At 37.0% G+C, this 21,056-nt stretch carries 21 protein-coding genes and 2 pseudogenes; 16 read left to right on the forward strand and 7 right to left on the reverse strand.

Annotated features, from left to right (window positions below):
* Window positions 1-37: 37 nt before the first annotated feature.
* The gene (locus J5U23_RS07250) at window positions 38-1,099 is read left to right on the forward strand and encodes an ISNCY family transposase (RefSeq protein ID WP_218267380.1); all 1,062 of its coding nucleotides are present in this window, start codon (window positions 38-40) and stop codon (window positions 1,097-1,099) included.
* 55 nt (window positions 1,100-1,154) lie between these two features.
* Here J5U23_RS07250 and J5U23_RS07255 read toward each other — a convergent pair.
* A pseudogene (locus J5U23_RS07255) lies at window positions 1,155-1,561 on the reverse strand (ISH3 family transposase); the annotation flags it as partial.
* Window positions 1,562-1,685: 124 nt separating this feature from the next.
* Between J5U23_RS07255 and J5U23_RS07260 the strand changes: the two are divergent.
* Window positions 1,686-2,396, forward strand: a complete 711-nt coding sequence (locus tag J5U23_RS07260; protein WP_218267381.1) for a hypothetical protein — start codon at window positions 1,686-1,688, stop codon at window positions 2,394-2,396.
* Here J5U23_RS07260 and J5U23_RS07265 read toward each other — a convergent pair.
* A complete protein-coding gene (locus J5U23_RS07265) occupies window positions 2,380-3,600 on the reverse strand; it encodes a glycosyltransferase (RefSeq protein ID WP_218267382.1) in 1,221 nt (406 codons plus the stop codon). The two genes, J5U23_RS07260 and J5U23_RS07265, sit on opposite strands and share 17 nt — an antisense overlap.
* A 573-nt stretch (window positions 3,601-4,173) precedes the next feature.
* Here J5U23_RS07265 and J5U23_RS07270 point away from each other — a divergent pair.
* From J5U23_RS07270 to J5U23_RS07300, 8 genes and pseudogenes are all read left to right on the forward strand, one after another.
* Window positions 4,174-5,303: pseudogene (locus tag J5U23_RS07270) on the forward strand (IS110 family RNA-guided transposase).
* 317 nt (window positions 5,304-5,620) lie between these two features.
* A complete protein-coding gene (locus J5U23_RS07275) occupies window positions 5,621-6,535 on the forward strand; it encodes an NAD-dependent epimerase/dehydratase family protein (protein WP_218267383.1) in 915 nt (304 codons plus the stop codon).
* Window positions 6,532-7,752 (forward strand): UDP-glucose dehydrogenase family protein, encoded by a 1,221-nt coding sequence (locus J5U23_RS07280; protein WP_218267384.1) that lies wholly within the window; start codon window positions 6,532-6,534, stop codon window positions 7,750-7,752. The genes J5U23_RS07275 and J5U23_RS07280 overlap by 4 nt, the downstream gene beginning before the upstream one ends.
* Entirely contained in the window at window positions 7,752-8,513 is a 762-nt protein-coding gene (locus J5U23_RS07285; RefSeq protein WP_218267385.1) for a sugar phosphate nucleotidyltransferase, read from the forward strand. Before J5U23_RS07280 ends, J5U23_RS07285 begins: the two co-directional genes overlap by 1 nt.
* On the forward strand, window positions 8,510-9,448 hold the full coding sequence (locus J5U23_RS07290; RefSeq protein ID WP_218267386.1) for a CgeB family protein: 939 nt from the start codon (window positions 8,510-8,512) through the stop codon (window positions 9,446-9,448). Before J5U23_RS07285 ends, J5U23_RS07290 begins: the two co-directional genes overlap by 4 nt.
* 397 nt (window positions 9,449-9,845) lie before the next feature.
* Window positions 9,846-9,980, forward strand: a complete 135-nt coding sequence (locus J5U23_RS15990) for a hypothetical protein (protein ID WP_280638408.1) — start codon at window positions 9,846-9,848, stop codon at window positions 9,978-9,980.
* A 50-nt stretch (window positions 9,981-10,030) separates the two neighbouring features.
* A complete protein-coding gene (locus tag J5U23_RS15770) occupies window positions 10,031-10,318 on the forward strand; it encodes a hypothetical protein (RefSeq protein WP_244988839.1) in 288 nt (95 codons plus the stop codon).
* 37 nt (window positions 10,319-10,355) lie between these two features.
* Window positions 10,356-10,811, forward strand: coding sequence for a hypothetical protein (locus J5U23_RS07300; protein WP_218267387.1), 456 nt, complete (start codon window positions 10,356-10,358; stop codon window positions 10,809-10,811).
* Between the two features lie 830 nt (window positions 10,812-11,641).
* Here J5U23_RS07300 and J5U23_RS07305 read toward each other — a convergent pair.
* From J5U23_RS07305 to J5U23_RS07315, 3 genes are read right to left on the reverse strand one after another with little or no spacing between them, the layout of a single operon-like run.
* Window positions 11,642-12,379: an SDH family Clp fold serine proteinase gene (locus J5U23_RS07305; RefSeq protein WP_218267388.1), complete on the reverse strand. Its 738-nt coding sequence runs from the start codon at window positions 12,377-12,379 to the stop codon at window positions 11,642-11,644.
* 47 nt (window positions 12,380-12,426) lie between these two features.
* Window positions 12,427-12,585: a hypothetical protein gene (locus J5U23_RS07310; RefSeq protein ID WP_218267389.1), complete on the reverse strand. Its 159-nt coding sequence runs from the start codon at window positions 12,583-12,585 to the stop codon at window positions 12,427-12,429.
* Window positions 12,586-12,595: 10 nt separating this feature from the next.
* Entirely contained in the window at window positions 12,596-12,745 is a 150-nt protein-coding gene (locus tag J5U23_RS07315) for a hypothetical protein (protein WP_218261502.1), read from the reverse strand.
* A gap of 407 nt (window positions 12,746-13,152) precedes the next feature.
* On the opposite strand from J5U23_RS07315, the gene J5U23_RS07320 reads away from it, so the two are divergent.
* The 3 genes from J5U23_RS07320 to J5U23_RS07330 all read left to right on the forward strand — a co-directional run bounded on the left by J5U23_RS07320 (window position 13,153) and on the right by J5U23_RS07330 (window position 15,729).
* Window positions 13,153-13,809 (forward strand): hypothetical protein, encoded by a 657-nt coding sequence (locus J5U23_RS07320; RefSeq protein ID WP_218267390.1) that lies wholly within the window; start codon window positions 13,153-13,155, stop codon window positions 13,807-13,809.
* Window positions 13,810-13,878: 69 nt separating this feature from the next.
* On the forward strand, window positions 13,879-15,270 hold the full coding sequence (locus J5U23_RS07325; RefSeq protein ID WP_218267391.1) for an AAA family ATPase: 1,392 nt from the start codon (window positions 13,879-13,881) through the stop codon (window positions 15,268-15,270).
* Between the two features lie 84 nt (window positions 15,271-15,354).
* Window positions 15,355-15,729 carry a hypothetical protein gene (locus J5U23_RS07330; RefSeq protein ID WP_218267392.1) on the forward strand — a complete coding sequence of 125 codons (375 nt, stop codon included), beginning with the start codon at window positions 15,355-15,357 and terminating at the stop codon, window positions 15,727-15,729.
* Between the two features lies 1 nt (window position 15,730).
* Here the strand turns inward: J5U23_RS07330 and J5U23_RS07335 are convergent, their stop codons facing one another.
* On the reverse strand, window positions 15,731-16,960 hold the full coding sequence (locus tag J5U23_RS07335) for an RNA-guided endonuclease InsQ/TnpB family protein (RefSeq protein ID WP_218267393.1): 1,230 nt from the start codon (window positions 16,958-16,960) through the stop codon (window positions 15,731-15,733).
* Between the two features lie 175 nt (window positions 16,961-17,135).
* Between J5U23_RS07335 and vapB the strand changes: the two genes are divergently transcribed.
* The 3 genes from vapB (at window position 17,136) to J5U23_RS07350 (ending at window position 19,080) form a co-directional block, all read left to right on the forward strand.
* Window positions 17,136-17,357, forward strand: coding sequence for a type II toxin-antitoxin system VapB family antitoxin (gene vapB / locus J5U23_RS07340; RefSeq protein ID WP_218260075.1), 222 nt, complete (start codon window positions 17,136-17,138; stop codon window positions 17,355-17,357).
* Between the two features lie 10 nt (window positions 17,358-17,367).
* Complete coding sequence (locus J5U23_RS07345; RefSeq protein WP_244988840.1) at window positions 17,368-17,742, forward strand: type II toxin-antitoxin system VapC family toxin; 375 nt, start codon at window positions 17,368-17,370, stop codon at window positions 17,740-17,742.
* A 429-nt stretch (window positions 17,743-18,171) separates the two neighbouring features.
* On the forward strand, window positions 18,172-19,080 hold the full coding sequence (locus tag J5U23_RS07350; RefSeq protein ID WP_218267394.1) for a coiled-coil domain-containing protein: 909 nt from the start codon (window positions 18,172-18,174) through the stop codon (window positions 19,078-19,080).
* Between the two features lie 545 nt (window positions 19,081-19,625).
* Here the strand turns inward: J5U23_RS07350 and J5U23_RS07360 are convergent.
* Complete coding sequence (locus tag J5U23_RS07360) at window positions 19,626-21,050, reverse strand: acyl-CoA synthetase family protein (RefSeq protein ID WP_218260410.1); 1,425 nt, start codon at window positions 21,048-21,050, stop codon at window positions 19,626-19,628.
* Between the last annotated feature and the right edge of the window lie 6 nt (window positions 21,051-21,056).

The following is a 21,056-nucleotide window of genomic DNA, read 5'->3' on the forward strand; positions in this document are numbered from 1 at the left end:
TAAAGTTTTTAGTCTAGCGTTTGGTTGATTGAAAAGTGTGAAGTCCGAGAAAAAGCTGGACATTGCAAGGAACGAGTTCATTAAGTCCTTCAATTACCTGGTTGGAATAATGAGGATGAACGGGTTGAGCAGAAAGGTCGCAGTAAGTTTATCACTCATGGCCTTGATAGGAGGGGGAGCCAGCATCAGAAACGCATCCATCACGCTCGGGTTGAACTACGCCAACTTGTTAAAAGCACTGGAGAACTTGGAGAACGCTTGGAGGGACTACCTTGAGGCGTTAAGCAAAGTAATAGTTGGACCCGTAGTGGTGATAGTTGACGACACATTTGACCACAAACTCTATTCCAGAGTAGAGGGAGTAGCCAGCAGATACGGGAACTACTTCGCGTGGTGTTCCGTGCATAAGAGGTTCGAGCCTGGCATACAAGTCCTCACAATAGCCTTATACGACTTAGCTACAGGGAAGAGCTATCTGGTCGGCGCGTTCCCCTACGCCACGAGAAAGATGTGGGAGAGCGGGATGGTGAACGAGTTCAAGACCAAGATTGAAATGTCTGCGGAAATTATCGAGATCCTCAAAAGGCGCTTCTCTGTATGCAGAATCGTTTTCGACTCTTGGTATTGGTCGGAGAAGCTGGTGAAGGGTAGTGTGGTTTCTGAGTTGAAGTCTAATAGGAGGCTTCTAAGGGTTAGGTCTTTGAAGGGAGAGAAGACGTTGGGGGTGGAGGGTCACCCCCACGTCGGAGATCTCCCTCCAGGGTCTTACTTGGCCGACTTGACCCTAGGAGATCGAGTTATTACAGTAAAATTGTTAATACTGGTATATAAAGGTAACAGGCTGAACTTGTACGCCACTGACCTTAACTTGAGCGATGAGGAGATAGAGATGACTTGGAAGATTAGGTGGGAGATAGAGAAGTTACACAGGAACGTCAAGACCTTGAGCGTGCAAGATACCTCTTTTCTCAAAAGGAGAAGGCTTCAAGGTTATCTGTTCCTCTTTGTGATGGTGGTCAACGCGGCCAGAGACTTGGTCAGTTCCCTTAACCGGAAGAGTGTGGAGGAACTTCTCCGGTTCGTTGAAATACGTTTATGAAGTACACTAGGTTTGATGAAAATCTTTAAACTGCGTTAAAGTAGAACAACTGCTAATCCAGAAAGACACCCTTCCTCCCCAAAAGAAAGAGTACTGCTTGAACGAGTCCCCAGCTGGTCCCCTTAGTCGGCTTTATCCTACTCAACAATCGTTTATCCTTGTGGTACTGGGGTATGGCGTGAAAGTCTATACTCTTCTATCCCTCGTCTCCCTCAATACTTTCTTTCCCAGTTTCTTCAAGATCGTTCTCACGTCCTCAATGTCGATACGGTTCAAGGTCCTCAAGGCTCTCCTCCCCTCGTTTCCCAGTCTGCTCAAGTAACTTCCTCTTGCCTCAAGTAGGGACTTGAGGAGTTCTTTGGGGAAAAGTATTATAGGGAGGACTGAATAGATTATCTTGAGGGCGGACCTGGCGAAGTCTCTATTGGGCTTCGCCAGTTTTGGTTTGTTATTGCATTTCATATGTTTAGGTCCGCCCTCGCTTATACAATCTTTTCTACAAAAAATTAGCGTCTACTAGACTTTTTTGTATTTCGTTCATCTCATTTTTTACGCGAGAAAAGAGATTCCCATACTGACGTCATATATGCCCTCACAAAATTACGCAGAAGAAGCTGTTTATCTTTTAGAACATAACACAACTTTATTATCTTATTTGCTGGCTTTTTCCGGAATAAAATATATAGTTGTAACCAATTATATTTATAATACTACATGGCCTCATGCTTATGGAGAACCATATCTATCTAACTGGGGATATAACTATTTTATAACAGGTTCTCCCGCTATTGTTAATAACTTACTTAATAATTCTTTGTCGTTCAAAGAAATCTTTCAGATTCCTAATGTGACTATTTATAATAATATAAATTCCAAATATCCTTTCACTATAATTCCTTTTGAACTATCTAATCCAAGTAATATATCTTTAGAAGAAATTATAAATGCTATAAATTATACAAACAACCTAGATGCTTCCATTATTACTCACGATGATTACATACATATAAATATATCAAGTCCCAAAGAGAAAAAAACATATTATATTGTTATGGATTTTATGTATAACAAGAACTGGAAATTAATCTGTGGAAACAAAGTAATTGACGGTATACGAGGCCCTTTTGGTCTTCAAGCATTTAATGTATCAGATTGTAATAGCTTGAACGTTACTTTGTATTTTAATGGAGCAGATACATATAAATATCTTAATTATACTTCTATCACTATTTATATTATAATCAGCATAATTGTTTTTATAATCATACTAGAGGATAAGATTAAAGAAAGGTCTTAATAATATCTATTTCATTTGAAACAACTTTATCCCAATTGCTGTGATCTTCCAAAAATTTTTTAGTTTTGTCATCAAATAGATATTCTAAATCTCCTTCCTTTAATTTTTTTATAGTATCTAATAGTTCTTTTTCATTATTAATGAAAATTATAGGCTTTACATCTCTATATATTTCTTCTAAATCGTTATGTCTAAACATTATTACCGGCACCTTATTAGCAATTAATTCTAAGGTGGTAAAGCTATAGGTCTCTCTATATGAAAAATTAATACCAATTTTACTGGTTCTAATGTAATTTATTACTTCATCATTATTAATTTTACCAAATATTTGAATTTTGATTAAATCATTATTTTTAACTATATTATTAATTTTGCTACGAAACTCTTTAGTCATTTCTCCTATTAATTTGATATTTATATTAATATTTTCCTTTTTTAGTAGTTTCAAAAATCTTACAAGCCTACAAACTCCCTTAAAGGGTGTGAATGCTGTAGATATAGACACTATACCATCTCTAGCGGCATTTTTGTTATCTTTAGGCAATTTTATAGCTATACCTGGATATAATCTTTTTGTGTAGATATCATATTTAACAATATTATAACGCTTTAGGGAATTAGGATTTATATATATAGCAAATTTAAACTTCTTTCTAGAAAGAATCCGTCTAAGATAGTTACTTATAAATAATCTTTCAAGAAGTTTTTTTCTAACATATAAGGGATTCAAGCAATTATGGGTAGACAATACATATTTAATTTCATCAAAGTAACTCCCTTCTAACCAAGATCCATGAATAAGAAAGCCTCTAATTTTCGCTTTTATTTTAGTTGCTAAATCTAGATCTGTAGGTATTTCACTAGTTACGTAAATTAAATCGAATTCATGTCTTTCCAATTCTTTAGCGATTCTGTTTATTGCATCTAAATGGAGAATAGATTTAATATTAAGGCTCTTATATAATGATATATTTATGGGTATTTCTAGGTTATGCTGAGATGCAAAATTGTATAATTTATCTATATATTTATCATCATTTTCTATATGAAAAGAACTTCCTAAAATGCTGGGGATATAATATGCTTTATCAAAATATGAACTAACCTTTGATACAAACACAGTGCTTCTCGTAGAACCTCCAGAAATGTCTTTGCCTTGATAATATTCTGGGTAAACATCACCTATGATTAAAACCCTCATGACTTACAACATACAAGTTAAAGTAAAATAAATTCTTTTACTTTTATTGACCAAAAACAAGGCTAATTATACTGACGCTTAATAGTCGTTACTAAAAATTTTAAAGATAATGTTACGAGAGAGTCTGGGACAAATTAGTCTAATGGGCTCTAAATTTATATAACATTTCAAGATTTTTAATCTAACGCTTTAGACCACAGTAGGTCGTGAATCGCGACCCTAGCTAAGACCGTCAAGTGAATCCTCTCTTCCCTAACCTTATTTATGATCCACCCAGTCCTCCTCCTACGGGGAATTCACGCAAAACTAGAGAACGAGTAAAAACAAGTATTACAAGAGAAAAAGAAATAAGCAAGGAAGGAGAAAAACAACATAAGCCCATGTCCTCCAAGGGGATAAAAACCCCATGATATAGGCTGGCTGTGAAGCCCCTAGAAAACAAGAGGGGACAAAACCCCGAGTAGGAGTGTGCAAATAAATTTTTCTAGGGGCTGAAGGCAGTTAATATTATGCAAGAAAAACGAGGTATTATGATGATAAAGAATATCTCGCATACACGAGCAATATTCTATCATGGAAAGTGAGATTAAAACAAGGGGTTTCGCAATAGACGTTTCAAGGGATAAGTTGACGGTAGTGAAAGCTGAACTTGTAACAACGCAAGAGAAAGGGGGAGTAGAGGTTAACGAGGTGAGGGAATTCAAGTACGACAACGAGGGAATAGAAGAGCTAATTCCTTGGCGAATACAAGGAAGGGATAATGGAGGCAACCGGACCGTACTTCTTCTACCTACACGAAGAACTAACAAAAAAGGGATTCAAGGTAATAGTAATAAATCCCTTACACTTGAAGGAAGTATTCGGAAAGAAGACCGACAAGTTAGATGCACAAAGACTGGCAAAAGCCTTCATACTGGGAGTAGTTAAGGGGTCATACATACCGACCGGGGAAATAAGGGAATTGAGGGGGTTAACGAGGTATAGGGAGAGCTTGATGAGAAAGATAACGCAAGTAAAGAACAAGATAAGGAAGTTCTTGGAGATAGGATACAAGATAGAGCCCTTTGATAAGAGGGGAATGTTGTTGGAGAAGTTAAGTAGGGGAGAAGGGCTGAGTGAGGAGGAAAAGGACGAGTTGAAGGAGAAGTTAGGGAGAAATTTGAATGATGAGAAGTTGGCTTTGAAGCAGCTGGTAGACTTACTAAAGAGCTTGGAGGCTATGGTTAAGGAGGTTGAGGACATGATAGTTTCTAAGATTCCTCAGCCTGTGGTCGAGTTGAGCCCGGGAGTTGGTTTGATTAGTGTAACGATTTACGCTGAGTTCGGTGATGTTTCTCGTTTTCTCAACTCCAAGGCTGCTAGGGCTTATGCGGGTTTTGCTCCTAGGACTAAGCAGAGTGGTGAGAGCGAGTCTCACTCGGGTATGATTAGGGGTAATAAGTATTTGCGTAGGGCTTTTTTCCTGGTTGCTAGGGTAGGAAGTCTGAGCGTTTCAAGGAGTTTTACGATAGGCTTGTCTCTAAGTGGAAGAGTGCTACTAAACTTGTGCTCTTGGTGGGAAGCTTGCTTGTATTTGTTATCACGTTATAAAGGATGGTGTTTACAAGGGCGATGTTAAGAAGAGTTTTAGGGCCCCTAGGGGGAAGGACGTTAACGTTCAAGATGTTGATGTGGGTGATGCGCTGGACTCGTTGTCCCAGTAGGTTTGTTAGAGGCGTAGCATGTAGTGCCTATATAGGTTAAGGGTGTTGGTAGTGCTAGACTTCCGGTTGAGGGTAGGCACTACATGCTTCGCCTCTAACAAAGGTGGGGAATCGAGAATTTGCAGGCTTTAACCCTGTGTTCCTATATATTCTTTATCATAATACCTTGTTTTTCTTGTATAATATTAACTACCTTCAGCCCCTAGAATAACTTGGTTACAACCTCCTACACGGGGTCTGATCCCCTATATAGCATTCTTGAATCATCCTAAAAATAACAAGAAATGCTTATATCCACTTTTACATTCATCTAATTAATGAAATTTCTTATAACGGGAGGAGCAGGATTCCTCGGCTCTCATCTAATTGAACATTTAGATGGAGAAATTACGCTAGTTGATGATTTATCTACAGCAAAATACGAATTGCCGAAGAAAGTCAAATTCATCAGACAGAAAATAGAAAATTTTCATACTGACGAGAAGTTCGACTATGTAATTCATTTAGCTGCAAGACCCTCACCGGAAGATTACACTCAACATCCCGTTGAAACCATATTATCGAATTCACTCGGAACATATAATGCCTTAGAAATAGCTAGGAAAAGCGATGCCGTATTTTTATACACATCCTCTTCAGAAATTTACGGTAATGCAGAAATCATTCCAACACCAGAGGATTATTGGGGAAAAGTAAACCCCATAGGAGTTAGAAGCTGTTACGACGAGAGTAAAAGATTCTCCGAAGCACTAATCATGGCATACTACAGAGAATACGGTTTAGATACAAGAATACAGAGACCCTTTAACGTATATGGGCCAAGACTAAGAGAAGACGGAAGTTATGGTAGAGTAATTTCACGCTTTATTTACCAAGCATTAAAGGGAGAAGATTTGACAATTTTCGGAGACGGGAATCAGACTAGAGCATTCCTTTACGTGGATGATTGGATTGAAGCAACTCTAAAAATCCTATTCATGAATGGATTAAAAGGCGAGGTAATCAATATAGGTTCCGATAAAGAAACTAGAATAATAGACCTCGCAAACCTCATCATACAACTTACAAATAGTAAATCCAAAATCAAACTCTTACCACCCAGACAAGACGACCCACCAAGAAGAGCAGCAGATATAAGCAAGGCAAAGAAATTGTTAAACTGGGAACCCAAAACATCACTGGAAGAAGGCTTAAAGAAGACCATCGACTGGTTCAAGAGCGTGATGAAATGAAAATCGGCATAGTAGGTCTGGGTTACGTTGGATTAGTAACAGCAGCAGTTCTTGCGGATCAAGGACATTACGTGGCAGGGGTAGACATAGATGAGAATAAGGTAAAGGGGTTGAACTGCAACAGACTTCCCATATACGAGCCTGGACTCGATGAGTTAATAGCTAAAAATAGAGATCGCCTACACTTCACTAACAGATACGATGAAGTATCTGAGGTTGAGCTCGCTTTCATAACAGTCTCCACTCCCACCATAAACGGGAGAATTAACCTGGACTACGTATTTTTAGCAGCTAAATCTCTTCGTATCATACCTAAGGATTCCGTAATAGTCGTTAAGAGCACTGTAGTTCCCGGTACTTCAAGGAAAGTTAGGGAGATATCCGAGAGGGAAGTTGTTTCGAACCCCGAGTTCTTGAAGGAAGGATCTGCAATCCAAGATACGTTAAAGCCGGATAGGATAGTTATAGGGAGTGAGAGTAAAGAGGCAGGTGATTTAGTAGAAGAGTTGTGGAGATTTACCGGTTCTCCTATTTTTAGGACGACGCTGGAGGAGGCTGAAATGATAAAGTATGCTGCGAACTCCTTTTTGGCACTTAAAATCTCGTTTATAAACGAGATTGCAAACCTTTGTGAGAAGTTACCGGGCTGTGATGCTAAGGTTGTTGCAAAGGTTATTGGTATGGATAAGAGGATATCCCCCTATTTCCTTGACCTAGGTTTGGGATGGGGTGGTTCTTGTTTCCCTAAGGATACTCAAGCCTTTGTATCATTTGCTAAGGACATGGGGGAGAGGTTGAGGACGGTGGAGGCTGCAATTGAGGTTAATAGTGAAAGGGCTGTAAGGGCTGTGAATTTGCTGAAGGGATTGATGGGTTCGCTAATGGGGAGGAGGGTGTGTGTTTTGGGTGTAGCGTTTAAGCCCAATACTGATGATACTAGAGAAAGTATGGCGATAAAGGTGATTAAGAAATTACTGGAGGAGGGTGCTGTGGTAATGGCTTATGATCCAAAGGCGAGGACTGATCTTGTTAATATGCTTCCATCAAAGGAGGAGTGTATAAGGGAGGCTGAGGGGGTTGTAGTTGCTACGGAGTGGGGTGAGTTTTACGGTATTGAGGATCTTTTAAAGAATAAATACGTGGTTGATGGTAGGAGGGTTTTGAGGAAGGAGTTGATGGATGGGAGGTATTTTAGGGCTATAGGGTTGGGGTATTGATGCAGGCTATAATAACTGCCGGTGGGTTGGGGACTAGGATGTTGCCTATTAGTAAGGAGATTCCTAAGGAGATGTTGCCCGTTCCGGTTAACGGGGAGTTAAAGCCCATTATTCAAGTTATATTTGAGCAGCTTTACGATCAGGGGGTAAGGGAGTTCATCGTGGTGGTTAGTAGGAGTAAGAGGGTTATAGAGGATTATTTTACTCCGGATTACGATTTCTTGGATTATTTGGAGAGGGAGGGTAAGTTGAAACAGGCTAGTAGTTTAAGGGGTTTTTATGAGAGGGTTGAGGGGAGTAATATTGTGTTTTTGACTCAATATAGGCAGAGGGGGTTTGGTGAGGCGGTGTTGAGGACTGAGCCTTATGTTGGGGGTTCGTTTCTTGTTGTGGCTGCGGATACGTTGGTATTTGATCTTGACATTGGTCGTATGTCTACTAATTCGTTTCTGGTTACTGAGGTTGAGGATCCTAGACCTTACGGTGTGGTAATTACTGATGGTGAGGGTAATGTGATTGATGTTGAGGAGAAGCCTCAATTTCCGAGGTCTAATCTCATCATAATTCCTTATTATGTGTTTGATGAGAGAATTTTTCAAGCGTTAAAAAGGGTGCATTTTGAGAGGGAGTTGCAACTTACTGACGGTATAAGAAACTTAATAAGGGAAGGAGTGGTTTTCAAGGCCATAAGAGTAAAGGATACGTACGATCTGGGTAATTTTGAAGGATATGTCAACTATCTAAGAAGGTATACAAAATGAAAATAACGATAATAGGAGCTGAAGGTAAATATAATGCTGAGTATTTCTTTATTAAAGCCTTTAAAAGATTGGGTTATGAAGTTAACTTCATAGATCAGTATGAGGGTATAAGGAGAAAGACTTTAATAAGATTATTATCTACTAGATTATCTATTTTCAGAAAATTTTTGAACAATATAAGAATAAATAAAATCATTAGAAATATGGATCTTGGAAATTCTGATATAATCTTAGTATTTAAAGGCGAACTTTTAACTGAAAGTAGTCTTAAAATTCTTTCAGATTACAATGTATATTTATTTTATCCAGATACCTTCAGATTTGGATTAATTCTAAAAGATCGTTTACAATATTTTAACGGTGTGATAGTCACGACTCTCCATAAGATATTTTACGAGAAATTAGGTGCTAAGAGAGTAATTAGTATCTGGTGGGCATGTGATCCTGAAGTACACAGAAAATTAAATGAGGAAAAGATATATGATGTGTCATTTGTCGGTACGTTCTATCCGAATAGATGGCTAACTTTAAGTAAAGTTAAAAGAAAGCCACATGTTTTTGGTAATTTTTGGTACCTAAAAGCTGGTTATCATCATCCTCCAGTGTATGGAGAAGATTATATAAAAATTATAAATCAAACAAAGATTAATCTTAATATTCATCATCCTAGCGACTTGAAAGCAGAAGCGCCTAATATGAGGGTTTTTGAAGTGGCTGGTTCATCGGGATTCATATTAACGGAAAGAATGAGCATTCTAAGGAATATTTTTAAGAATATAGAAACATATTCTGATTTAGATGAACTTAATGAAAAGATAGAGTATTATGTTAATGATGATAAAGTTAGAGAAGAAGTTGGTTATAGTCTTCGTCAGCAGTGTATAGACAAGCATACTTATATCCATAGAGTCGAAAGAATACTTAAGGAAATTTAAAACCTTTAATATTTTCATTTTTATTGAAATATTCATAGCGTATTTTTCTTAAAAGATAAATGATAGGATAAATAATTTGATGGTCAGATTTATTACAAGATTAGTATTTTTCAATCATGTGCTATCCCTTAGCGATGAACCCAACTACGTTAAGTACTTATCGGAAAATCATTATAATTTCATAGTTCTCATAAATAATGAGTAAGAATATATACGATTTTCGAATATAGATATAAATGAATTGAATTTATATTAAATAATTAAATTAAAATTTTTATTTATTTTATTATAAAATTTAATAAGCGAAAGGCCAAATATATCTAAATTTTTAAATTTTAATATACATTGACTCTGGGACAAAAAACCTTAGATACCCCTTGTTTTGTATTATGAACACATGAATAAGAAGTTAACTCAGAAGGATTTCGACAACTTCAAGGAGTCAATAGAGGACTTGATCAAGCTGTACAAGGAAAGTAGGCTCAGTAAGATGAAGAACACTAAGGAGAGCGAAGAGGAGAGGTTAGATTAAGAAGCTTCGGTCAAGAGTTAAGAAAGGACATAGATGAAGCAGCGAAGTTCGTGAAAATCAAGGAAGAACAAGGGAGGAAGAGCAAGCTAACCCCACAAGAGAAGGCGTACATACTGATAATCAAGGAATACCTAGGATTATCCAACAGGGAAACCGCAGAACTTGCATCACTACTGAACCTAACGAAGGAGGAGATAAGCTACAAGACCGTAGAGAGACTATACTCCCACCCTCACGTCTTCGTCATCCTCTACAACCTGCTCTCAAAGATCGTTGGTGGCCTTAAGGTGGACGCGGTCATAGACGGGCTATTCCCTAGTAGTGACCAAGCATTATAGGACTGAAAGGGAGAAGTCCGGGGAAGGGGTGAAGGAGGTGAAGGATTTCGTGTACTCCTTCTTCATCTTTGACTTAGGCAGTAACTTGATTGTGGCTTACGGTTATTCGCTTAAGAGTGAGAGGGAGGCTTATGAGATGGCCCTTGGAGTTCTGAGGGATCTTGGTGTGGAAGTGGACTCCTTGAGGGCTGATAAGTACTACGGTAAGTCTACGCTGGATGACTTCCCTGATTCCGAGGTTTACTTGATACCTAAGTCTAATGCCACGATTAAGGGAGGGAAGAGGTGGAGGGAGATGGTATTGAGGTTCATGAGGAACCCGCTGGAGTATTTGGAGGAGTATTTTAAGCGTGAGAGGGCGGAGTCTCTGATCTCCTCCATCAAAAGGAGGACAGGGTGGATCATAAATAAGGTTAGGGAAGAGAGGATTCACTTGACGGTCTTAGCTAGGGTCGCGATTCACGACCTACTGTGGTCTAAAGCGTTAGATTAAAAATCTTGAAATGCTATATAAATTTAGAAACCCATTAGACTAATTTGTCCCAGACTCGTATACATTAAAGCGTTAAAGATGATTGACTTCAGAGAAATTTAAATTAGATTTCAAATTGACTAAATCGTTATTTTTATTGACAGTGCAGTTATTAAATTATAAATTATCATATGAAAGAGCCCATCTCTTAGAGAGTATGAAATAAAAATTTACCTTTTAAAGACATGATTCATAGCCAAATGACAGTATTTTTCTTGAAATTTTATAGGCTAGTGGTAGCAAATGGAACTGTGAATAACCTCAAATCATCAAAGATTTAATGATAAAGGTTTCTCCTTTTACAGCTTACTTTCTATATGCAGTCTTGAAGTTTCTCTGCAATTTAAAAAAAATAAAATTACATTAGAATAGCAGTTGTTCTACTTTAACGTAGCTTAAAGATTTTCATTAAACCTAGTGAATCGTCTAAACATATATCAGTTTACTTGAGGAATTCCTCCTCATATTTTTAATTCACTAAACACTAAACTAAAAACTTTATCGGTAGTGCCGGGAATTTTGTATTACCGAGGAAAATTAGAACAACTGCTATTATCAAATATAAATCTTGCCCTTTAATGTCTGACCAAGTAAAATTTAATACTAGCGATTTTAAAGCGAATATAAATAAAGTGTTTATTAGCTAAATTTTCTATATCTAAGAAGCTTAATCTTAATATTTGTTCTTAATAGATATTCTTATCAATTTATAAATAAAGGCACTATGCACTCTTTTTACGAAAAATAGTAAAGTTTAAGTAAAACTTAACGTATCGTAATATAAAATTCCGTCACGCCTTTTTCTCTGGAGTTCCCGCAAGTACAAGCTTTATGAACGCCCTTCCGTTAGAGTTTTCAACTATCTTATGAGCTGTAGTGAGTTGAAACGTTATTCTAGTAATATGATAAACTGACAGAATTAAATCTTGTAAGTTCTGGTCATTCTCTAGATCAGTTATCTTTAAGCCGAGTTCCTTTAACTTATCCCTACTTATAGGAGTTGCATGTGATTTCAACTCTTTATGATCGCTTAAATAATTTACAATCCTTTCAGCCTTTTTCTCTGCATCGGCATCTCCCTTAAACATATATTTTACTAACCATTCCCTTCCCAACTTTTTAGTTAATTCTAATGCGTTTCTTGCCTCTTCAAGTATAGCAGGAGGATATTGCTGGATTTTAGGTGCCCAGACTAGTAAACTGTCTCTGTCCTTTTTAACTTCTTCCTTAGCTCTCTCAAACTCCTCTAATATTGACTGAGCTGAAATTGACACCTGACCATAAGGCATAGTAACAACAAACTGAGGATCTATAGGACCTAGATTAGAGTGTTTCCCCATTATTACCTCATCTGAGGCTAAAGCAAATAATGTCGCTGCAGACATCGCTGCATCTGGTACAACTACAGTAATTCTATCGAATTTCTGTCTTAAATATTCTATAATACTCTGTGTTGCCTCAATTTGACCACCGGGACTATGGATTATAAACATTAATTCTTTACTCCTCAATCCGTAGACCGTTTCCATAAATGCTTGTTTGTCAGCCCAAATAATTTGAACGTCAATAGGGCTTGCTATAGGTTATCCATCCATCTCGTAGCATAGAGAATGACAGGTTTTTGTAAATAGTTGGACAGCTCTTTTAAATACCTTCTTCTAACATTATCTAACGCGTTAGGATCGCTTTTTCTTAAATTTGATACTTCAGATAAAATTTCAGACCATGTGGGCAAAAAATACACCTTAAATTATTGAGGAGGTAGAAGGAACTATTTTAACCTCTTTAAAAGAAGAATAGATCTGATTTACTTTCTCCATGTATTTGTTATAAACCTCAAGAAGTTCTAGTAAATCGTTAATATACACAGTGGCATTTTTATCAAGCTTTTCCACATCCTCACGGGTCATTTTTCATCAAGTATATATTTAGTGAGAATAAAATAAGTTTAACTAGAATAATCTGTTAGAACGTATATAGATGTATTACATACTATCATATATGAATATTATGAAAATAATTAGGCAACGTTATTTTAAAACTTTCCTTTAATTCTGCTTTGTAGGTTACTTCAATTTTTATCAAAGCCACCGTGGAGCTTACTTTTAAATCAACGCTTGAATTTAAGGAAAATCGATGAGCTCAACATCTAAGGAAAATGAACTAGTCCACAAAGCACTCTTTCTCATAACCCTTAATAATCTTCATATTAAAATCAAGTAATACTTTATTACAGTTTTTCATGGGATATTACAGCTTATAGAAACAAAAATTATTAATCGTACAATGGTAAAGAACATTCATGAAATTTCTTGAAAGAGAAGAGGGACTGATATGTCTATATTTCAATCCTATGGAGGAATTAACTGATTTGCAATATCTTAGATTAGCAAAGACTTTTCTTAACGCATATCTTAGACAAACGGAAATCTTTCGAGGGGAGTCTCCATCGCGTTATCCCAGTATAGAATATACTCTTGCAGAAATGCTATCGTATATTCATGATAAATGCGTTAGAAGATGGAAAATAGAAAAAGCAGAGATGAAAAATGAACAGCTAAAGAAAAACGAATATCTAAATATATCTTCAATAATACCCTCCATGATTAACTTTAATGCTTCTTTGCTTGATTTCTTAGAGTCACTTAGGCTGGGGTATATGTATGATGCAATAATAAAAGTTGCTGCAGAGTCGGTCTATTTCATAATTTCAAGGTTTATGCTAAGACAGCTTAACGGTATTTTTAGATATCCTAAAAAGGAAGAGTTCTCAGAATATTTGAGAAATAACGTAAAAAATGTGGATGAATTCTTGTTAAAAATTCAGAAATATGTAAGTAGTGTCGAAATATGGCAATTCATTAATAATCCAATCAGTATTGATGAAACATACGTAAAAGATTTAGCAAAAAACTTAAAGAAAATTAGAGAAAAATATTTTAAAACAACAATAAAGTAAAATGTAAAGAGGCATTGGGGAGCTCCCCAAGCAAATGAATATTTATTTTTATGTTTTTAAATATTAGGTATGAGACTCAAGATTACATCTCTTGGACCAATTACGGAGAGGAGCGAAATTGAACTTGGCGATCTGACAGTATTTTTCGGTCCGCCTAATTCTGGGAAGTCGACTGCTTTAAAGGCAATATATTATTCACTACATCCTCTACTTAGTAACGAGATGAAAGATACATTTGTTAATTTAGGAAGTCTGAAGCTCGAATACGTGACAAAAGATAATATATACGAGTTTAAGTTTCACCCTTCAACTGATTACCTTAAGGACTTACTTCCAGAAGGCGAATTCTCTGCAGACCCTTTATTTGTAAAGTTTGTAGAAGAGAACTCTCTCTTTGAGAACTTCAAGGATACTTTAGTAAACACTTCAATAATGTTACCCTCAGAATGCAAAGGAGTAAGAGAGGTACCATATGAGGCTGAAATCTCTGGAAAAACTGGAAAAGTAATATTACATCTCACTAATGAGCTTACTCCGAAATGCAAAGAGGCTCTTTATACAGAGTTAGGTAAAATAATTATGCCTACTCTAGGCAAAAGAATTATTAATAAATATATGGAAAAATTCCTCGAGTATTTGAGAAAAGAGGAAAAGGTTAGTGACGTAGTGCTTATACCTTATTCAAGGTCATTCGTAACTTTTGAAGCATTAACTTTTGCAGAGTTAACTGCTGGTAAGACGTCATCTACAGCAAGTAGTCTATTAGATATTATACAAAGCATAGCGAGTGCATTTATCCTTGGATTAAAGTTTTACTCTTTGGAAAATATTTTAGGAGACATAAAGGAGCTCGAAATCTATTTCGATAAAATAAAAGGAAGGAGTGAGATTAGCGGGAGAATATACAAACTCTTAAAACCATTAATACCCGGTGATATTAAAATCCTAAATGACAAGCTAACGTATATAGAGGGAGATAAACCTATCTCCTGGAAGTACACCTCAGCTTCTATTATGGAAGTTGTAAGTTTACTACTTTCAGTAGGGGAAGGACAGTTAATACTTTATGAAGAACCCGAAACTCAGCTCCACGAGAGGTTACAAGTACTTATGGCGCTTATCCTTTATGCAATGTCTTCATTTAACAAGTTTGCAATAACTACTCATAGCCAGACGATATTATATACGCTCTCATTTATAGCTTATCTTAAGCCTACTGCTGAAGAGGTTAAAAAATTGCTAGATAAGCTGGGAGTTAAGAATGATGAACTAGCTAAAGCTATAGAAGAGGCAAACAATAAGAAGGTAAAGTTTTACTATTTCCATGATGGAAAAGTAGAAGAAAAATCCGCTGAGGAAGTAAGTAAAGGAATTCCTGGCATTACGGACGTAATGGATATTGAATTAAGCTGGCTTTCTGAACTATACTTATCCAGAGGTGGTAAAGATGCTAGTAGCTAATGATTGTGTACTCGTTGACGAGAATGGAAAATGCAAATACGTTATCCTTGAAAAGAACATCATTTATTTTTTGACTTTGAAAAATTGTTTAAAAATTCTAGGATTCATGAGGATCCAAATAAACTGGTAAAAACTACACAGCATTGTGATGCAATTATAGTTGAGGACTCCCGCATCAGCATTTATGAACTATCAATGCATAAAGATAGAGATATTAATACGTATTTGAATAAGTTTGAGTATTGTATGAGCTTTCTTGAGTATTTTAGGGATAACGTAAGCAGAATAGACATGAGCTCAAGTAACAATGTTGAGCTAGTAATTGTGGCAAATCCTCAAGTAGTTAAGGAGTTAGATAGAGCTGTAAAATCTTTTAAGAATCCAGTAAAGCATTTCAGCAGACCGATTATAACGAGATATCATCCAAACTTAGTCGTAAAACCATGTCAGCAATTGTGAGCTACTCCCTCCTGAAGGAGGAAGCTTCCTGCTTCACAACCCCACCTTGCCAGTACTGAAGTACTGGTAGAGGGTGAAGCTCCACAGGCACTAAGGGCAGCTCCCACCCCGACCTACGCAAGATATTTAGAGAAGCATTATAGTCACGGTCAGCTATCCAACCGCACTTAGGACAAGTAAAGATACGGTCAGCTAAAGTTAGATCTTCCTTCACATATCCGCATTTAGCACACGTCCTTGACGTGTTTGACGGATTAACTAACACAAATTTCTTTCCATACTTCCCTATCTGATATTTGATTATATCCCTTAGCTCACCAAACGATACGTCATGTAACCTCATCCTAAGCTTTCTGAGAGACTTACCAACCAGTTGTTTAACATTAATATCCTCCATTACCACAACATCGTAATTCATCGATAGGTACTTCCCTATCTTCATGTACATATCCCTCTTCAAATTAGCAAGATGTTCATATGCCTTAGCTAACTTAACCTTGGCTTTAAACCAATTCTTGGAAAGGAACTCCTTCCTACACAATTCCTTGTGCAAATGCTTAATCTTACGGAGTGCCTTCTCGTAGAACTTGAAGTTGGGTAAATATTCACCATCTGAAGTTGTTAGAAGCTTCTCTACACCAACATCTATTGCCACTACATTGTTAGTCTTCGGAGCTTGCTGGAACACATGGTCTTCCACCACAAAGGATATGTATACTCTTTCAGACTTCGTTAGCTTAACTACCACCCTCTTCACCTTGTCCAACGGAAAGTCTCTATGGACAATGACCTTGAAGATGCCTAAGTGAGACAAGCTTAGCACAAGCAGTTTCTTTTTATTCTTTCTACTTCCAGTCCTTATTTCTCTGACTGATAGTATTTTCCAGCCCGATTGTGGATATGTTAATGAGTACCACTTGTGGATTTTCTTTTCCTTAGGAAAACGTGCTAATTCTTGGAAGAACCTCTGTCTTGCTTCATAAAAACGATTTGCTATTTCTTGTACCACTTGTGAATGGAGTTGTTTGTACTCCTTGTCTTGTTTTCTCAAGTCTAGGGCTAATTGTCTTAACTCTGTTTGTGTTAGACCTTTTCCATCTCTTTGGTAGAAGTAGATGTCTGCCCATCGTAACGTGTTGTATATCTCACATGCTAACTTCAACCGGGCTTTTAACGCCCTCAAGGTTTCCACGTCTGTAAAGGCACGAAAACGAAACGTTACGATGGACATTGAAAAAAGTTAACATTTTATATTTAAAAACTTAACTACAAAGGGGACTATCCATCTCCACCTTAAAAGGTGAAGTTTTCCGTCCCCTTTGAACCCCTTATTTTTATAAAAACAAGTAAATCGCAAAGCACTAAAGATAGAAACGTTTATATTTCCCGTATACGTATATTATAATATGAAGACCGTATACAGTTTAAGGATAGATAAGGAATTACGTGAGGAGATGGAGAAATACAACGTTAAGTGGAATGAGGAGATTGAGAACTTTATAAGGAGGAGGATTGAGGAGTTAAAGAAAGAGGAAATCTTCAAGAAGATTAATGAAATCCTCCAAACAATGCCCGAGACTAAGTCAAATAGTGCAGAATTGGTGAGGGAAGATAGGGATAATAGTTGACGCATCAGTTTTGGCTAAATTTGTAACTAAGGAGAAAGGATGGGAGAAGATTACAGAGATTTTAAAAGACGCTGAGACATCAGACTTTGCGTTAGTGGAAGTATCTAACGTAGTGTGGAAGAAAACCGTATTAACCAGAGAGTTAACTGAACAAGATGCAATTAAGGCAGTTACTATAATCAGATACTATTTACCACAATTGCTGATATTGAATAAAAGTATTGACGTAATTGAAAGAGCTATTGAGATTTCCATAAAAGAGAAAATCCCGATATATGATTCGCTTTATATCGCATTGGCTGAACGTAAAGGAAGTAAATTAGTAACTGGGGATAGGAAGCAACACGAGATAGCGAAAAAGTACGTCATCTCAGAGCTTATATAGATATGCTGACTTCTTCCCCACCCAGGCCATTCAGGTTTTCATTGCAAATTCACTATATTTCAAAAACTATGACGAATTTAACTGAGTAAAAACGGTTTATAAAGGGAATTCATGCTCAATCGTGTCATAGTGTCGTCATTAGTATATAATTTATTAAACAAGGGAATCTCTACAAATAGTAAATGCAAAATAACGTTTTGCGTGCCTTATTGTGATATAGACATATTAAATAGCTCAATGACGACACTAAGAATCGTGTTAACACTTTTATATTTATATTGTTCATAAATTACAATTCGCAATAGAAACATGAATCGCCCGAGCTCCCCAATGCCTCTTTAAGAGAGTATCTTGTCCTCTAAAGTCTGGCAGAGAATTTTCAGATTGCTCCGAATGGTTTATAATCCTCAAATTTTAAAGTAATCAAATATGAGTGAAAAAATTGTTGATGAGATACTTAATAATCCTCAGCTACTTTCAGTATTGGCTGAGAAAATTTACGGCAAGCTTAAGGACGAAATTGTGATAAAGAAATTAGAAGAAAACAGCGAGAGCATAAAGGCTCTACAAGAGGAGATTAAAAAACATACTGAGGCAATTCAAGCGCTCCAACAAACTACTCAATCCTTACAAGAGACTGTAGATAAGCATACTGAGGCAATTAAAGAACTTCAAGAGGAAGTTAAGAAGCAAGGTGAGGCTATTCAAGCACTTCAACAAACTACTCAATCCTTACAAGAGACTGTGAATAGACACACTCAAGCTATAGTGTCACTTCAAGAGACTGTGAATAAGCATACTGAGGCTATTCAAGCACTTCAAGAGGAAGTTAAGAAGCAAGGTGAGGCTATTCAAGCACTTCAAGAGACTGTGAATAAGCATACTGAGGCTATTGAGGCGTTGCAGAGGGCTGTGCTTAGGTTGGGTAGGGAGGTTAAGAAGCTTTCGATAGAGGTGGGTGGTTTTACTAATAGGGCTGGGAGGGGTTTGGAGAGGGTGATGTTGAAGCTTTATAGGAAGGCTTTGGAGCTTCATGGTGTTGATCCTAAGAGGGTTGTTCATGGGAAGATGGTTGATGATGAGGGGGTAATAGAGAAGGGTAAGGTGTTTGAGGTGGACTTTTATGAGACTAATGAGTATGTTTATGTGTTTGAGATAAAGAATTTTGCGGATAAGGGGACTTATGATCAAGTTATTGTTAGGAAAAAGTTGTTCTCTGCAAGGTATAAGGATAAGAAGATAAAGGTATTTGTTGTGGCGAACTTTGTGGATGAGAAGGTGAAGAAGAAACTTGAGGAGGAAGGGGTAGAAATTATAGCTTCTCACGTAATCAAGTAGTTAAGCTTTTCCTCTTCTGAGAAACTTTTCTCAAGAGGCCGTTTATCCCTACACTTCCATTTGACTCATTTTATCTTTAATCATGATCAAGTGTAGGGACTTAGCCCTAACCACCTAGCCAACTTAATATAGGGATTTGATTAGTTTCCTTAATAGCAGTTATTCTAATTTCCCTCGGTTATACAGGATTTTCAGCACTAGCGATGAAGTTTTTTAATTCTGTATCTGGTTGATTGAAAAGTGTGAAGTCCGAGAAGAAGCTGGACATTGCTAGAGTGATTTCATTAAATCCTTCAATTACCTGGTTAGAATACTGGAGATGAAGGGATTGAGCAGAAAGGTGGAGGAGTTTTTCCGGTTCGTTGAAATACGTTTAGGAAATGCACTAGGTTTAATGAAAACTTTTAAGTTACGTTAAAGTAGAACAACTGCTAATAATCAGTTATCCCACCTAAATCATTCAATTGAAAAATCTTGCATAAGAACTTTTCTGTTATTATTTTCGAATTTTAGTATATAATAAATTAATAAATAACAAAGAAAAATTATTTCTTCTTCCTCTGGTCAACAAACACTTGCAACTTATAGCCTGTCCATATTGTATTTCCAGGCTTTACCCACTCTATCTCAACATCATCTGGGTGAATCCCAATCCTGTTCGCTAATATCTCTCTGGCTTGCTTATCGTAATTATAATCAGCCTGTTCCCTCCTTGTCTCTATTCTAATCTTCAATTTATCCATACTATTATCGTAAATGAAAATATTGAACATTCCAGTAGTGTCTGGAATTTCGTTCACGGCGTCCTCAACGTAAATTGGCAATAATAATTTCCCTTTAACGAAGAACATCCACTCAACCCTACCCGGTATTGGCTCAGCAAATCTCATGTGGGTTATACCATACTTAGGATCTGGGTCAGTCAAGAAGTCATTTTTAACGTAATCTCCTAAACTATAGCGTATTAAAGGCATGGTATAGTGACTCAACAAGGTCGCTATCAGTTCACCTCTTTCTCCCTCAGATACAGGTTCATCAGTCTTAGGGTCGACAATATCAAATATCTCCATGTCCTCCCACACTACTAATTGTCCTTCTAAGCTTGGAACTTCAATAGCCATGTGCCCATCAGTTGTTCCCCAAACACTTATGGCCAATTCAGCATTTGGATGAACCTTGAATAATTTCTTTTTAGTGTTTTCAGCAGCGGCACCACCATGAAGTAGCAAAACCTTGAAGGGAGTTTCCCAGCCCTCAATTTTAGCTTCCTCTCCTACTAATCTATGTAACCAAGGAGTTGTGGCGAATACGTCAACTTTCCATAGTTTGAAGATTAAGTTATGTCTATTCTTCCATGAGAAGTAAGTCTCACCACCTCCAGCTATTGCAGTAGCCCCACATCTCCACATGGCAGTCTCAACAACTGGAGGACCCCAGCTGTAAAATCCGCTCATGTTTAAATAGTTCGCGTAAACTTTAGTTGGTTTAACCTCTGCAAAAGTCCACAAATATCTAGCTTGCCCTTCCTGGAAATAGTCCATTTCCAAAGCCCCCCATCCTTGGAAAGTTGGTAAACCAGTTGACCCAGAAGTAGCTCCGACAAACCTTATATGCTTAGCCAATTCGGGATGGAAAATTGTACCAAATGGAGGATTTTGCTGTAGGTCTTTCCTAATTTCATCTTTTCTTAAAATAGGAACTTTAGTAATATCTCTCCAATCCTTTATCATGTCTGGTTCGAAGTTTTTAGACTTCCAAAACCTTCTATAGAACTCAATGTTCTCCCAAGCCCACTTTACGATTCTCTTTAACCTATAAGTCTTTAACTTATCGATCTCCTCTCTTTTCATTGCCATTATCTTCCTATTCCACAACGTCTCAGAGGAATTTGGTGGATAATCAGTTCTAATAAAACCTTGTTCTCTCAATTCCCTATGAATTGCGTCGTATTCGTTTTTAACTGCAGACATCAATAT

This window comes from Saccharolobus shibatae B12 (assembly GCF_019175345.1).
Classification (GTDB): domain Archaea; phylum Thermoproteota; class Thermoprotei_A; order Sulfolobales; family Sulfolobaceae; genus Saccharolobus; species Saccharolobus shibatae.

Excerpts from the sequence above, each read along its gene's own strand:
- J5U23_RS07260 (WP_218267381.1), top strand. The coding sequence starts at position 1,686 with ATGCCCTCACAAAATTACGCAGAAGAAGCTGTTTATCTTTTAGAACAT.
- J5U23_RS07335 (WP_218267393.1), bottom strand. The coding sequence starts at position 16,960 with ATGTCCATCGTAACGTTTCGTTTTCGTGCCTTTACAGACGTGGAAACC.
- J5U23_RS07320 (WP_218267390.1), top strand. The coding sequence starts at position 13,153 with ATGAAATTTCTTGAAAGAGAAGAGGGACTGATATGTCTATATTTCAAT.
- J5U23_RS07350 (WP_218267394.1), top strand. The coding sequence starts at position 18,172 with ATGAGTGAAAAAATTGTTGATGAGATACTTAATAATCCTCAGCTACTT.
- J5U23_RS07325 (WP_218267391.1), top strand. The coding sequence starts at position 13,879 with ATGAGACTCAAGATTACATCTCTTGGACCAATTACGGAGAGGAGCGAA.
- vapB (WP_218260075.1), top strand. The coding sequence starts at position 17,136 with ATGAAGACCGTATACAGTTTAAGGATAGATAAGGAATTACGTGAGGAG.
- J5U23_RS07265 (WP_218267382.1), bottom strand. The coding sequence starts at position 3,600 with ATGAGGGTTTTAATCATAGGTGATGTTTACCCAGAATATTATCAAGGC.
- J5U23_RS07290 (WP_218267386.1), top strand. The coding sequence starts at position 8,510 with ATGAAAATAACGATAATAGGAGCTGAAGGTAAATATAATGCTGAGTAT.
- J5U23_RS07360 (WP_218260410.1), bottom strand. The coding sequence starts at position 21,050 with ATGTCTGCAGTTAAAAACGAATACGACGCAATTCATAGGGAATTGAGA.
- J5U23_RS07305 (WP_218267388.1), bottom strand. The coding sequence starts at position 12,379 with ATGGAAACGGTCTACGGATTGAGGAGTAAAGAATTAATGTTTATAATC.
- J5U23_RS07280 (WP_218267384.1), top strand. The coding sequence starts at position 6,532 with ATGAAAATCGGCATAGTAGGTCTGGGTTACGTTGGATTAGTAACAGCA.
- J5U23_RS07275 (WP_218267383.1), top strand. The coding sequence starts at position 5,621 with ATGAAATTTCTTATAACGGGAGGAGCAGGATTCCTCGGCTCTCATCTA.
- J5U23_RS15990 (WP_280638408.1), top strand. The coding sequence starts at position 9,846 with ATGAATAAGAAGTTAACTCAGAAGGATTTCGACAACTTCAAGGAGTCA.
- J5U23_RS07285 (WP_218267385.1), top strand. The coding sequence starts at position 7,752 with ATGCAGGCTATAATAACTGCCGGTGGGTTGGGGACTAGGATGTTGCCT.